Source organism: Streptomyces sp. NPDC001406, from assembly GCF_042895285.1.
Classification (GTDB): Bacteria; Actinomycetota; Actinomycetes; order Streptomycetales; family Streptomycetaceae; genus Streptomyces.
This window is the reverse complement of record NZ_JBIAWG010000007.1, coordinates 360,611-373,363: the sequence shown is the minus strand read 5'-3', so window position 1 is coordinate 373,363 and position 12,753 is coordinate 360,611. Positions and strand designations below refer to the sequence as shown.

The following is a 12,753-nucleotide window of genomic DNA, read 5'->3' as shown; positions in this document are numbered from 1 at the left end:
CCGACGAGCACGACCGCGGGCACGGCGCTCACCGGATCGCCAGGTTGTCGAGGTACGACTGGACGTTGCGGCGGGTCTCGGTGACCGAGTCGCCGCCGAACTTCTCCGCCACCGCGTCGGCGAGGACCAGGGCGACCATCGCCTCGGCGACGATGCCCGCGGCCGGCACGGCGGAGACGTCGGAGCGCTGGTGGTGGGCCTGGGTGGCTTCGCCGGTCGACACGTCCACGGTCTGCAGCGCCCGCGGCACGGTCGCGATCGGCTTCATCGCGGCCCGCACCCGCAGCAGCTCGCCGGTGGTCAACCCGCCCTCGGTGCCGCCGGAGCGGCCGGAGACGCGGCGGATGCCCTCGGGCGTGTTGACGATCTCGTCGTGCGCCTTAGAACCCGGAACCCGGGCCAGCTCGAAGCCGTCGCCGAGCTCGACGCCCTTGATCGCCTGAATGCCCATCAGGGCCCCGGCCAGCCGGGCGTCCAGCTTGCGGTCCCAGTGCACATGCGAACCGAGGCCCACCGGAACGCCGTACGCCAGCACCTCGACCACGCCGCCGAGCGTGTCGCCGTCCTTGTGGGCCTGGTCGACCTCCGCGACCATCGCCTTCGACGCGTCCGCGTCCAGGCAGCGCAGCGGGTCGGCGTCCAGCTTCTCGACGTCCGCCGGGGTCGGGTACACACCCTGCGGAGCCTTCACGGAGCACAGCTCCACGACGTGCGAGACGATCTCGATGCCCACCGTCTCCTTCAGGTACGACCGGGCGACGGCGCCGAGTGCCACACGGGCCGCCGTCTCACGCGCCGAGGCACGCTCCAGGATCGGCCGGGCATCGTCGAAGCCGTACTTCTGCATGCCCGCGAGGTCCGCGTGACCAGGACGCGGACGGGTCAGCGGGGCGTTGCGGGCGAGCCCGGCGAGGACCTCCGGGTCCACCGGGTCGGCCGCCATGACCTGCTCCCACTTGGGCCACTCGCTGTTGCCGACCATGATCGCGACCGGGGAGCCGAGGGTGAGGCCGTGGCGGACGCCGCCGAGGAAGGTGACCTCGTCGCGCTCGAACTTCATCCGCGCACCGCGCCCATAGCCGAGCCGCCGCCGCGCGAGGTGGTCGGCGACCATCTCGGTGGTGATCGGCACGCCGGCGGGAAGGCCCTCCAGCGTCGCGACAAGTGCGGGACCGTGGGACTCTCCCGCGGTCAGCCAACGCAGCCTGCTCAACGATGCTCCTCAGTGCTCGCGCCCTGGTACTGCCCTGCGTACGCGCGACCTCGCGTACGGCGACGGCTCGACCGGGTGCGCGGCCCCGGTCCGCCACCTCCGATCCTCCCACGTCCGAGGCGCTGTCCGGCCGCCGGTCCAGCAAGCGGACGCGCGTCGGGAGGGAAACGGGAAGTCAGCGCTCGGCGAGCGCCTTCTCCCCGGCCCGGCGCATGGCGTCCAGCGGGCCCGGCGCACGCCCGGTCATCTGCTCTACCTGGAGCACGGCCTGGTGCACCAGCAGGTCCAGGCCGCTGACGACGGCCCCGCCGAACATGGACCAGCGGGCGGCGAGGTCGGTGGGCCAGGGGTTGTAGAGCACGTCGAAGAGGGTGGCGGGCCGCTCGGGTACGGCGGTGGCCAGCGCGTCGGTGGTGCCGGCGGGGGTGGTGGCGATCACGAGGGGCGCGCGCAGGGCCTGTGCCGCGTCGTCCCAGTCCGCCGTACGGACCTCGACGTCGAGCCGCTCACCCCACTGCCGCATCTCGGCGGCCCGGGTCTCGCTGCGGACGTAGGCGACGACCTCGCCGGTGCAGATCCGGGCCAGGGCGGCCAGGGCGGAGGAGGCGGTGGCGCCCGCACCGAGGATGGCCGCCGAGTCGACCTGTTCGATGCCGTGCTCACGAAGGGCGGCCACGATGCCCGGAATGTCGGTGTTGTCTCCCAGGCGCCGGCCGTCCTCGGTGAAGACGACCGTGTTGACCGCGTCGACGGAGGCGGCCGTCTCACTGATCTCGTCGACCAGCGGGATGACCGCCCGCTTCAGCGGCATGGTCAGCGACAGCCCCGCCCACTCCGGGCCCAGCCCCTCCAGGAAACCGGGCAGGCCGGCCTCGTCGACCTCGAAGCGGTCGTACGACCACCCGGTGAGGCCCAGAGCGTCGTACGCGGCCCGGTGCAGCACCGGGGAGAGCGAGTGGGCGATGGGCGAACCGAGCACGGCGGCACGGCGGGCGTCAACTGCCCTTGACGTCATGGGAACCTCGGATATCGGGACATCGCCACTCATCGACCGAAGAGCTGCTGTCTGACGGTGTGTGCGGATCTTACGCAGATGGTCAGCTCTTCTTCCGCGCCTCGTTCCACTGGTTGACCAGCTTCTCGTGCTCCGCGAGCGTCTTGGTGAACTTGCTGGTCTTGCCGTCCATCGAGATGAAGTAGTACCAGCCGTCGTGCGTCGGGGCGAGCGCGCCCCTGAGCGCCTCCTCGCCGGGGTTGTCGATCGGGCCCGGCGGCAGACCCTTGGAGTAGTAGGTGTTGTACGGGTTGTTGTACCTGCGCAGCTCGGCGATGCTCAGGTCGATCTTGCTCTGGTTCTTCACGTAGTTGTACGTGGAGTCGAACTCCAGCCGCCCGTAGGTCTGCGGATTGTCGGGCTTGAGGCGGTTGTAGACGACCTCGGCCATCTTGCGGAAGTCGTCGTGGCTCGTGCCCTCGGCCTGCACCAGGCTCGCCACGGTGAGCAGCTGCCACGGACTGTCGAGGCCGAGCGCCTTGGCCTTCTTCTCCACGCCCAGTTCCCGGTACGTGGCGGTGGCCTGGGACACCATGTTCTTGAGGACGGCCTCGGGCTTCTGACCCTTTGCGACCGGGTAGCTGGAGGGGTAGAGGAAGCCTTCCAGCGGGTCCTTGAGGTTCGGCTGGTTCAGCGCCCAGGCGGGCAGACCGAGGTGCTTGTACTCCTTCTTCGCGACGGCGGCCGTGGTGCCCGCCTTCACTCCGAGGCGCTGGTCGATCTCGCTGTAGACCGCCGAGTTGCGCCGGCCCTCGGCGATGATCATGTTGCTGCGGCTCTTCGGGCTGAGCATCAGTTCCACCGCGCTCGCGGCGGACATGTGCTTCTCCAGCGTGTAGACGCCGTCCTGGAGGAACTTGCTCTTGGGGTTGGCCTGCTGTGCGGAGACGAACGCGGCCGCGCTCTCGACGACGCCCGCCTCTTGCAGCTTCTGGCCGATCGCCCAGCCGCCGGCGCCCTTCGGGATGACGACCACGACCTGCTCACCGTTTCCGCTGCCCGCATAGTCCGGGGCCGCGCCGAAACGATTTTGGTAGAACTGATACCCGTAGTAACCGACCGCGCCGAGGCCGCCGCCGAACACCAGGACGACCACCATGCAGGCGCAGCCGTTGCGCCGTTTCTTCTTGGCGCCCTTGCCGCCCTTGGCCGTCTTGCCCTTCCCGTCACCGCCCCCGCGCCGGCCCTTCGGGTCGTCGTCGAGGTCGTCCTCGTCATCGTCGTCCGAGAAGAAGGCGTGCTCGCCCTGGTCGGGGCCCGGGTCCCAGTCGGTCTCCGGCTCAGGTTCGGGACGCCTGCGGCCGGGCGGCTCCGGCGGGGGATACGCGTCGGGTGTGCCGTAGAGATCGGGCTGCTCCCCGCCGTACGCCACGGGCTGCTGGCCGTACGGGTCGCCCGGGTCGGCGGCGTAGGGGACGTGTCCATGGGTGCCGGTCGCGTCCCAGCCGCCCTGCTGGTACTGCGGCTGGGCCTGCGCGGCGTACTGCTGCTGTGGCTGACCGGCGTACTGCTGCTGGCCGTAGGGCCGACCCTGAGCGTCGTAGTACTGGTTCTGCTGCTGGCCGTATCCGCCCTGCTGCCCTTGACCCTGGCCCCAGCCACCCTGCTGCGGCTGCTGCGGATAGTGCTGCGGCTGGCCGCCGTAGGCAGGCTGCTGGCCCACGTGGGCCTGCTGCTGCCCTTCCCATCCGACGTCCCCGTACAACGGGTCCTCCGGATGCCACGGTTCGGAGCCTGGGCCCCGGCCATACTCAGTCATCGATCCCCTAGAGCCGCGAGGCGGCGGCGACACGCGGCCCGGGGGCCGGTATCCGTTCCGCCTCTTGCTGTGCGGTGGCTGTTCGAACACCGTCGCATCGCGCGGAACGTTACCGTATCGCGATCAGATGACCACTTCGACGCCCTCGCCGGGTGGTTTACCTGACACCCGTTCGGATTCCAGGGCCTGCTGCAGGATGATCACAGCGGCCGCCTGATCGATGACGGAGCGGCCCTTCTTGGATTTCACCCCGGAGGCGCGCAGTCCCTGACTGGCCGTCACCGTCGTCATCCGCTCGTCGACCAGGCGGACCGGCACCGGTTTGACGCCCTTGGCGAGTTCCTGGGCGAAGGCGCGGACCTTGATCGCGGCCGGGCCCTCGCCCCCCTTGAGAGAGCGAGGCAGACCGACGACGACCTCGATCGGCTCGTACTCCTCGACCAGTTGCCTGAGCCTGCGGTGAGCTGCCGGAATGTCCCGCCCGGGAACGGTCTCCACCGGAGTGGCGAGGATCCCGTCGGGGTCGCACGAGGCGACCCCGATCCGGGCATCCCCGACGTCGATCGAAAGTCGACGCCCTCTGCGCATTTCTGACCGTTTCCTTACTTGGCGGTGTCGGCGACGAGACGCTCGACGGCGTCCACGGCCTCCCCGACGGCGCCCGGGTTCTGACCGCCGCCCTGGGCGACGTCCGGCTTGCCGCCACCGCCGCCGCCGAGCGTCTTGGCGGCCGTACGGACCAGGTCACCGGCCTTGAGACCGCGCTCACGGGCGGCCTCGTTGGTGGCGATGACCGTGAGCGGCTTGCCGTTGTTCACCGTGAACAGGGCGACCACCGCGGCCCGGCCGCCCTGGATGCGGCCGCGCACATCGAGGACCAGCTTGCGCAGATCGTCCGGCGTGGTGCCGTCCGGGACCCGGCCGGTGACCACGGCGACGCCGTTGATGTCCCTGGCGGACTCGACGAGACCGGCGGCGGCCTGCAGCACCTTCTCGGCGCGGAACTTCTCGATCTCCTTCTCGGCGTCCTTCAGCTTGCCGAGCATGGCGGAGACCTTCTCCGGAAGCTCCTCCGAGCGGCCCTTGATCAGCTCCTGGAGCTGGGCGACGACCGTGTGCTCGCGGGCGAGGAAGTTGTAGGCGTCGACACCGACGAGGGCCTCGATACGGCGCACACCGGAGCCGATGGACGACTCGCCCAGCAGCTTCACCAGACCCAGCTGGGCAGTGTTGTGCACATGCGTGCCGCCGCACAGCTCCTTGGAGAAGTCGCCGATGGTCACGACGCGGACCCGCTCGCCGTACTTCTCGCCGAACTCGGCGATGGCGCCCTGCTTCTTGGCCTCGTCGATGCCCATGACCTCGGCGTGCACGTCGAGGTCGCGGGCGAGCACCTCGTTGATCTTCTGCTCGACGTCGGTCATCACGGCCGTCGGAACGGCGGACGGGGAGCCGAAGTCGAAGCGGAAGCGGCCGGGCTGGTTCTCGGAACCGGCCTGGGCGGCCGTCGGGCCGAGGGCGTCGCGCAGCGCCTGGTGGGTGAGGTGGGTGGCCGAGTGGGCGCGGGCGATGGCCTTGCGGCGACGCTGGTCGATCGAGGCGTGGGCCTTGGCACCGACGGTCACCTCGCCGACCTGGACGACGCCCTTGTGGACGTACACGCCCGGGACCGGCTTCTGGGTGTCGCGGACCTCGATGACGGCACCGGAGTCCACCTTGATACGGCCGGTGTCACCGATCTGCCCGCCGCCCTCGGCATAGAACGGGGTGCGGTCGAGGACGATCTCGACCTCGTCGCCCTCGGTGGCGGCCGGGGAGGAGACGCCGTCGACCAGGATGCCGACGACGGTGGTCTCGCCCTCGGTGTCCGCGTAGCCGATGAAGTCGGTGGCACCGGCCTTGTCGGCGATCTCACGGTAGGCACCCATGTCGGCGTGGCCGGTCTTCTTGGCCTGGGCGTCGGCCTTGGCGCGCTCCCGCTGCTCCTTCATCAGGCGGCGGAAGCCCTCCTCGTCCACGGAAAGGCCCTGCTCGGCGGCCATCTCGAGGGTGAGGTCGATCGGGAAGCCCCAGGTGTCGTGGAGCAGGAAGGCCTTGTCGCCGGCCAGGACCGTGCCGCCGGACTGCTTCGTCTCGGTGACGGCGGTGTCGAGGATGTTGGTGCCGGCCTTCAACGTCTTGAGGAAGGCGTTCTCCTCGGCGAGGGCGACCTTCTCGATGCGCTCGCGGTCGGTGACCAGCTCCGGGTACTGCTGGCCCATCATGCCGATCACGACCTCGATCAGGTCCTTGACGACCGGACCGGTGGCGCCCAGCAGCCGCATGTTGCGGATGGCGCGGCGCATGATGCGGCGCAGGACGTAGCCGCGGCCCTCGTTGCCGGGGGTGACTCCGTCGCCGATGAGCATGGTGGCGGTGCGCATGTGGTCGGTGACCACACGCAGGGAGACGTCCGAGTCGTGGGCGTCGCCGTAGGCGACACCGGTCAGCTCGGTGGCCCTGTTGATGACGGCCATCGAGGTGTCGATCTCGTACATGTTCTGCACGCCCTGCAGAATCATGGCAAGACGCTCCAGGCCGAGGCCCGTGTCGATGTTCTTGCTCGGGAGCTCGCCGAGGATCTCGAAGTTGTCCTTGCCGGTGCCCTCGCCGCGCTCGTACTGCATGAAGACGAGGTTCCAGATCTCCACGTACCGCTCGTCGTTGACGGCGGGGCCGCCCTCGACGCCGAACTCGGGGCCGCGGTCGTAGTTGATCTCGGAACAGGGGCCACAGGGTCCGGGGACGCCCATGGACCAGTAGTTGTCCTTCATGCCGAGGCGCTGGATGCGCTCCTTGGGCACACCGACGACCTCGTGCCAGATGCGCTCGGCCTCGTCGTCGTCCTTGTAGACGGTGATCCACAGACGCTCGGGGTCGAGGCCGTAACCGCCCTTGTCCTGGGGGTCGGTGAGCAGCTCCCAGGCGAGCTTGATGGCGCCTTCCTTGAAGTAGTCGCCGAAGGAGAAGTTGCCGCACATCTGGAAGAACGTGCCGTGGCGGGTGGTCTTGCCGACCTCTTCGATGTCGGGCGTGCGCACGCACTTCTGCACGCTGGTGGCGCGCGGGTACGGCGGCTTGACCTCACCCAGGAAGTAGGGCTTGAAGGGCACCATGCCGGCGGGAACGAGGAGCAGAGTCGGGTCGTCCGCGATGAGCGACGCCGAAGGGACGACGGTGTGCCCGCGCTCCTCGAAGAAGCTCAGCCAGCGGCGGCGAATCTCGGCCGACTCCATCAGTGGTCCTCATTCCGGTTGTACCAGTACGTCGTGTTCTCGATGTACTTCGGGTTGCTGCGGTTGTTCTCGATGGCGGTGTACCGCCGGGGCGCGGGGAGTTGGGGGCTCTGGTCGATGCCCAGGGCCTCCTCCAGCTCGGCCTCCCGCTGCGCCATGTTGTCGCGGACGTCGAGCGCGAAGCCGACCGCGCGGTCCTTGAGGCGCTGACCCGTCTCGAGCGCCTTGTTCGCGGCGGTCGCGGCGAGGTTCTCGGGGGTCAGCTGCTTGAGCTTGCGGTTGACCTTCGTGGTGGCCCACACACCGGCGGCGACACCCGTGGTGAACCAGAACGTACGGCGGAACATCGCTAGGTCTCAGTCCTTCTTCCGCTTCGCCCGCCGCGCGGCCGGGACCGTCCGGCCCACGATCACGGTACGCCTGGGTTCCTTGGCGGGCACGTCCGCCTTGCGGCCGCCCAGCGCCCGGCGCACGCCGTAGCCGAAGGCCGCGACCTTGACCAGGGGGCCGCCGAAGGTGGAGGCGACGGTGGTCGACAGCGCGGAGGCGTTCGACGTGACCTCCTGGACGTCGGAGGCGATCGCGTCGACCCGGTCGATCTGCGTCTGCGCCGAGCGCACGGCCGTCGAGGCGTCGGCGAGCAGCGGCACGGCCTGGTCGGTCACGTCCGCGACGAGCTTGGTGGTCGCCTTGAGCGTCTGGGCCAGCCTCGCCAGCGCGACGGCGAGGAAGGAGACCAGGATCGCCCAGAAGACGGCCACCAGGATCCCGGCCACCTCTCCACCGGACACCGTGCGCACCCGCTCTCTGAAACGTGCTCTGAAGATCGGAACCATGAAAAAAGCAGTGCACCGAGCCTATCGCGCCGGGCATGGGGCTCCGTACCGGATTACCTTCCGCGAGGGGCGTAGTTGCGCGAAGCGATTGTACGGACCGAACACGCTTCAGTACGCTCCGTGTCCCATGCGAGTTCCTCAGCGCCCGGGTCCCTCGGCGGACGGCAATCTGCCCCTGGAGCTCGACTCCTTCGTGGGCCGGTCGGCCGAACTCGCCGGGCTGAGCCGGGCACTCCGGGCCGGGCGGCTGGTGACGGTGACCGGTGCGGGCGGGGTCGGCAAGTCGCGGCTCGCGGCGCGGGCGGCCGCGGAATCGGCGCCGCGGGACGGCGTGTGGCGCGTGGAGCTGGCGCCGGTGCACGATCCGGAGTTCGTGGACTATGCGGTCGTGGCGGCGCTGGGGCTGACGGACCACACCACGCGGCCGCCGCGCCGGGCGCTGCTTGAGCATCTCGCCCATCGCCAACTCCTGCTGGTTCTGGACGGGTTCGAGCATCTGGCGGACGCGTGCGCCGCGCTGGTGACCGAACTGCTGCGGCGGGTGCCGGGGCTGCGGGTGCTCGCCGTGGGACGGCGGCCGCTGGCGGTGGCGGGTGAGCGGCTGTTCCCGCTGGCTCCGCTCGCTGAGGACGAGGCGGTGGAGCTGCTCCTGGACCGGGCGGCCCGGCAGGGGGTGGAGGCGCGGGACGATGCGGACCTACGGGAGCTGTGCCGCCGTCTGGAAGGGATCCCGCTGGCGGTCGAACTGGCCGCGGGGCGGTTACGGGTTCTGCCGCCCGGCCGACTGCTGGAGCGGCTCGACGACCGGTTCCGGCTGCTGACCGGCGGGAACCGGGACGCCCTCCCCCGCCATCGGACCCTGCGCACGACCATCGGCTGGAGCCACGAGCTGTGCACGCCGGCGGAGCGGCTGCTGTGGGCGCGGCTCTCGGTGTTCGCCCAGACCTTCGACCTGGAGGCCGCCGAGTATGTGTGCAGCGGTGCCGGACTGCCCGCAGCCGACGTCCTCGACGTGCTGTCGGAACTGCTCACGCAGTCGGTCGTCTCGCGCGAGGAGAGCCCGGCGGGCGTGCGCTACCGCATGCTGGACACGGTCCGTGCCTACGGCGCCGACTGGCTGGCGGCGACGGGGGACGCGGAGCGGCTGCGCCGGCGCCATCGCGACTGGTACATGGGCCTGGCGACCTGGTGCGAACTGGACTGGTTCTCACCGCGGCAGGCCGAGGTGGCCGCGCGCGTCGAGGCCGAGCTGCCGAACCTGCGGATCGCCCTGGAGCACTGTCTGTCCGGGTCCGACGACGCGCATCTGGGCCAGTACCTGGCGGGTTCGCTGTGGTTCTACTGGGTCGGCTGCGGACAGCTGTCGGAGGGACGGCGCTGGCTGGAGCGCAGCGTGGAGCTGGAGTCGGACTACGAGCAGTCCCGGCTGAAGGCCCTGTGGGTGCTCGCTCATGTCGCGATCCTGCAGGGCGACCCGGTCCCGGCGCTGGCCGCCCTGCACGAGTGCGTGGAAGAGGCGGAGCGAACCGCGAACGCGACGGCGGTGGCGTACGCGGAGCACCGCAGCGGCTGTCTGGCCCTGGTCACGGACGACATGGCACGCGCAGAAACGCTGCTGCGCTCGGCGCTGGCCCGCTACCGGGAGATCGGCGAGCTCAACAGCAACGTGCTGATGGCCCAGGTCGAGCTGGCGATGGCGCGGGCGTTTCGCGGGCAACTGCCGGACGCGGTGCGGCTGTGCGAGGACGTGCGTCAGGTGTGCGACGACCACGGGGAGCGGTGGGCCCGGTCGTACGCGCTGTACGTGCTGGCGTACGCGGCCTGGCGGGACGGCGATCCGGCGCGGGCCCGGGAGCTGCTGGCGGACAGCCTGGACCATGCGCACTCGTTCCGCGACCTGCTGGGCTCGGTGCTGTCGATCGAGCTGCTGGCCCTGGTCACGGCGACGCTGGGCGACCCCGGTGAGGCGGCGGTGCTACAGGGCGCGGCGGGCCGGTTGTGGCCGTCGGTGGGGTTGCCGCTGTTCGGCTCGGCCCACTTCAACGCCCCGCACGAGCTGTGCGAGGCGACGGCCCGGGAAGCGCTGGGCGACGAGGGGTACGAGGAGTGCGTACGGGAGGGAGCGCGGCTGGACCGGGAGGCGGCGGTGGCCCGGGCGCTGGGGCGGCACGACGTGCGCCCGCTCGACGCCCTGCCGTCGCCGCGCGGACCGGAGCGGCACACCCCGGAAGCGTCGGGCATGCGAAAGCCCGCCGCCTCGCCCACCCGGAAGGGCGGGGAGACGGCGGGCTGAGGTACTACGTCCGGCTGGTGATCAGCGGGCGTAGTACTCGACGACGAGCTGCTCGTCGCAGATGACCGGAACTTCCTTGCGGTTCGGCTCGCGGTCCAGGCGGAACGCCAGGGCCTTGAGGTTCACCTGCAGGTAGCGGGGGGTCTCGCCGTCGGGGGCGAAGCCACCCTCACGGGCGATCTGGAAGAGCGTCTTGTCCTTGGAGCGGTCGCGGACCTGGACGACGTCGTCCGGACGGACACGGAAGGACGGCTTGTCGACCTTCTGGCCGTTGATCTGGATGTGGCCGTGAACGACCATCTGGCGGGCCTGGTAGATCGTGCGGGCGATGCCCGAACGCAGGACCAGCGCGTCGAGGCGGCGCTCCAGCTCGACGATCAGGGCCTCACCGGTCTTGCCCTGAACCTTGGAGGCGCGCTCGTAGGCGCGGACCAGCTGGCGCTCGGAGATGTCGTACTGCGCGCGCAGACGCTGCTTCTCCAGCAGACGGACCTTGTAGTCCGAGTTCTGCTTGCGGCCACGGCCGTGCTCACCCGGCGGGTAGGGGCGGGCCTCGAAGTACTTGACGGCCTTCGGGGTCAGCGCGATGCCGAGGGCACGCGACTTCTTGACCTTGGGGCGGGACTGGTTCGCCACTGTCTCTTTCTTCCTTCTGATATTCGGCTCGTCAGGGTTGAGGGAGGTCGCATCCGCAGCCGGGGAAACCCGCCGGGTCCACCTGGGACCTGCCGGGCAGCCGCTCCCCTGGTCTGGGCACATACGTGCAGTACGCGAGTGGCCCACCGACCGCTCCCAAAGCTCCGGGTGGTGGTGGGCTGCCCGCGACACCTTCGACGGTGCGCGACGCTCCTGGAGCCGGTCCACGAGGAACCGGGCTCCGGCTGGTTGTCCCGCTCTGACAGCGCGGGACTCAGCGCTCCGAGAATTCTACAGGCTGCTCAGGACCGCCTGCGACCGAGGTGCTTCCTGGTCCACTCGACCGCGTCCGCGTAGCGTGCCTCGGCGCCGTGCCGGGTCGGGGTGTAGTACTCGCGGTCCTTGATCGGGTCCGGGGCGTACTGCTGCTCGGCGATGCCCTCGGGCAGGTCGTGCGGATAGACGTACCCCTGCGCATGGCCGAGCTTGGCGGCGCCCTTGTAATGCCCGTCGCGCAGATGCGGGGGCACCTGACCGGCCAGTCCCTTGCGTACGTCCTCCAGGGCGGCGCCGATCGCGGTGGTCGCGGAGTTGGACTTGGGGGCCAGGGCGAGGGCGATGGTGGCGTGGCTGAGGATGAGGGCGGCCTCGGGGAAGCCGATCATGGCCACGGCCTGCGCGGCCGCGACCGCTGTCGGCAGCGCGTTCGGGTCGGCGAGGCCGATGTCCTCGCTGGCGGAGATCATCAGACGGCGGGCGATGAAGCGGGGGTCCTCGCCCGCCTCGATCATGCGGGCAAGGTAGTGCAGGGCCGCGTCGACGTCGGAGCCGCGGATCGACTTGATGAGGGCGCTCGCGACGTCGTAGTGCTGGTCGCCGTCGCGGTCGTACTTCACCGCGGCCCGGTCGACCGTCTCCTCCAGCGTGGCCAGGGCGATCTCCGTCTCGCCCTTGTCGAGCGCGGCCCCGGCGGCGGCCTCCAGGGCGGTCAGGGCACGGCGGGCGTCGCCGCCGGCGATCCGCAGGAGGTGGTCCTCGGTGTCCTCGGGCAGGGTGACGGCGTCCTTCAGACCGCGTTCGTCGCTCAGCGCGCGGCGCAGCAGGCCGCGTACGTCGTCGTCCGTGAGGGGTTCGAGGGTCAGCAGCAGGGAGCGGGACAGCAGCGGGGAGATCACCGAGAAGTACGGGTTCTCGGTGGTCGCCGCGATCAGGGTGACCCAGCGGTTCTCCACCGCCGGGAGCAGGGAGTCCTGCTGGGCCTTGCTGAAGCGGTGGATCTCGTCGAGGAAGAGGACGGTCTCCTTGCCGTATCCACCGGTGGCGCGGCGGGCGCCGTCGATGACCGCGCGGACCTCCTTGACGCCCGCCGTGATCGCGGACAACTCCACGAACCGCTTGTTGGTGGCCTTGGAGACGACGTACGCGAGGGTCGTCTTGCCGGTGCCGGGCGGGCCCCAGAGGATCACCGAGGACGGTCCGGCCGGGCCGCCGTTGCCCTCGCCGACCAGCCTGCGCAGGGGCGAGCCGGGCTTCAGGAGGTGCTGCTGGCCCACGACCTCGTCGAGGGTGCGCGGGCGCATCCGCACCGCCAGGGGGCTGCCGGTCGGGTCCTTCTCCTGGCGTTCTTCGGCGGCTGCGGTGAACAGGTCGGGTTCCACGCTGAAACCCTAAGACACGGCACTGACAA

Annotated in this window: 10 protein-coding genes; 1 reads left to right on the top strand and 9 read right to left on the bottom strand. The window is 70.4% G+C overall.

All coding sequences use genetic code 11. The features are described 5' to 3' along the window. Positions 1–28: 28 nt before the first annotated feature. The 7 genes from aroC to ACFY1J_RS19525 all read right to left on the bottom strand — a co-directional run bounded on the left by aroC (position 29) and on the right by ACFY1J_RS19525 (position 8,101). A complete protein-coding gene (gene aroC, locus ACFY1J_RS19555; protein WP_390710840.1) occupies positions 29–1,213 on the bottom strand; it encodes a chorismate synthase in 1,185 nt (394 codons plus the stop codon). A gap of 175 nt (positions 1,214–1,388) precedes the next feature. Then, complete coding sequence (locus ACFY1J_RS19550; RefSeq protein WP_390710841.1) at positions 1,389–2,228, bottom strand: shikimate dehydrogenase; 840 nt, start codon at positions 2,226–2,228, stop codon at positions 1,389–1,391. 82 nt (positions 2,229–2,310) lie between these two features. After that, positions 2,311–4,026: an endolytic transglycosylase MltG gene (gene mltG / locus ACFY1J_RS19545; protein WP_390710842.1), complete on the bottom strand. Its 1,716-nt coding sequence runs from the start codon at positions 4,024–4,026 to the stop codon at positions 2,311–2,313. A 123-nt stretch (positions 4,027–4,149) separates the two neighbouring features. Continuing rightward, complete coding sequence (gene ruvX, locus ACFY1J_RS19540) at positions 4,150–4,614, bottom strand: Holliday junction resolvase RuvX (protein WP_390710843.1); 465 nt, start codon at positions 4,612–4,614, stop codon at positions 4,150–4,152. A gap of 14 nt (positions 4,615–4,628) precedes the next feature. Beyond that, on the bottom strand, positions 4,629–7,301 hold the full coding sequence (gene alaS / locus ACFY1J_RS19535; RefSeq protein ID WP_390710844.1) for an alanine--tRNA ligase: 2,673 nt from the start codon (positions 7,299–7,301) through the stop codon (positions 4,629–4,631). Further along, positions 7,301–7,648 carry a hypothetical protein gene (locus tag ACFY1J_RS19530; protein ID WP_390710845.1) on the bottom strand — a complete coding sequence of 116 codons (348 nt, stop codon included), beginning with the start codon at positions 7,646–7,648 and terminating at the stop codon, positions 7,301–7,303. Before ACFY1J_RS19530 ends, alaS begins: the two co-directional genes overlap by 1 nt. Before the next feature lie 9 nt (positions 7,649–7,657). Next, positions 7,658–8,101, bottom strand: a complete 444-nt coding sequence (locus tag ACFY1J_RS19525) for a DUF948 domain-containing protein (RefSeq protein ID WP_390711027.1) — start codon at positions 8,099–8,101, stop codon at positions 7,658–7,660. Positions 8,102–8,264: 163 nt separating this feature from the next. Between ACFY1J_RS19525 and ACFY1J_RS19520 the strand changes: the two genes are divergently transcribed. Further along, the gene (locus tag ACFY1J_RS19520) at positions 8,265–10,430 is read left to right on the top strand and encodes an ATP-binding protein (RefSeq protein WP_390731570.1); all 2,166 of its coding nucleotides are present in this window, start codon (positions 8,265–8,267) and stop codon (positions 10,428–10,430) included. A gap of 21 nt (positions 10,431–10,451) precedes the next feature. Here ACFY1J_RS19520 and rpsD read toward each other — a convergent pair whose 3' ends face one another. Both rpsD and ACFY1J_RS19510 read right to left on the bottom strand, forming a co-directional pair. Further along, the gene (gene rpsD / locus ACFY1J_RS19515) at positions 10,452–11,066 is read right to left on the bottom strand and encodes a 30S ribosomal protein S4 (protein ID WP_390710847.1); all 615 of its coding nucleotides are present in this window, start codon (positions 11,064–11,066) and stop codon (positions 10,452–10,454) included. A 302-nt stretch (positions 11,067–11,368) separates the two neighbouring features. Further along, positions 11,369–12,724 (bottom strand): replication-associated recombination protein A, encoded by a 1,356-nt coding sequence (locus ACFY1J_RS19510; protein ID WP_390710848.1) that lies wholly within the window; start codon positions 12,722–12,724, stop codon positions 11,369–11,371. Between the last annotated feature and the right edge of the window lie 29 nt (positions 12,725–12,753).

Bases quoted from the DNA above. Each gene is read 5' to 3' on its own strand.
- mltG (WP_390710842.1), bottom strand. From the start codon at position 4,026: ATGACTGAGTATGGCCGGGGCCCAGGCTCCGAACCGTGGCATCCGGAG.
- alaS (WP_390710844.1), bottom strand. From the start codon at position 7,301: ATGGAGTCGGCCGAGATTCGCCGCCGCTGGCTGAGCTTCTTCGAGGAG.
- ACFY1J_RS19530 (WP_390710845.1), bottom strand. From the start codon at position 7,648: ATGTTCCGCCGTACGTTCTGGTTCACCACGGGTGTCGCCGCCGGTGTG.
- ACFY1J_RS19550 (WP_390710841.1), bottom strand. From the start codon at position 2,228: ATGACGTCAAGGGCAGTTGACGCCCGCCGTGCCGCCGTGCTCGGTTCG.
- ACFY1J_RS19520 (WP_390731570.1), top strand. From the start codon at position 8,265: ATGCGAGTTCCTCAGCGCCCGGGTCCCTCGGCGGACGGCAATCTGCCC.
- ruvX (WP_390710843.1), bottom strand. From the start codon at position 4,614: ATGCGCAGAGGGCGTCGACTTTCGATCGACGTCGGGGATGCCCGGATC.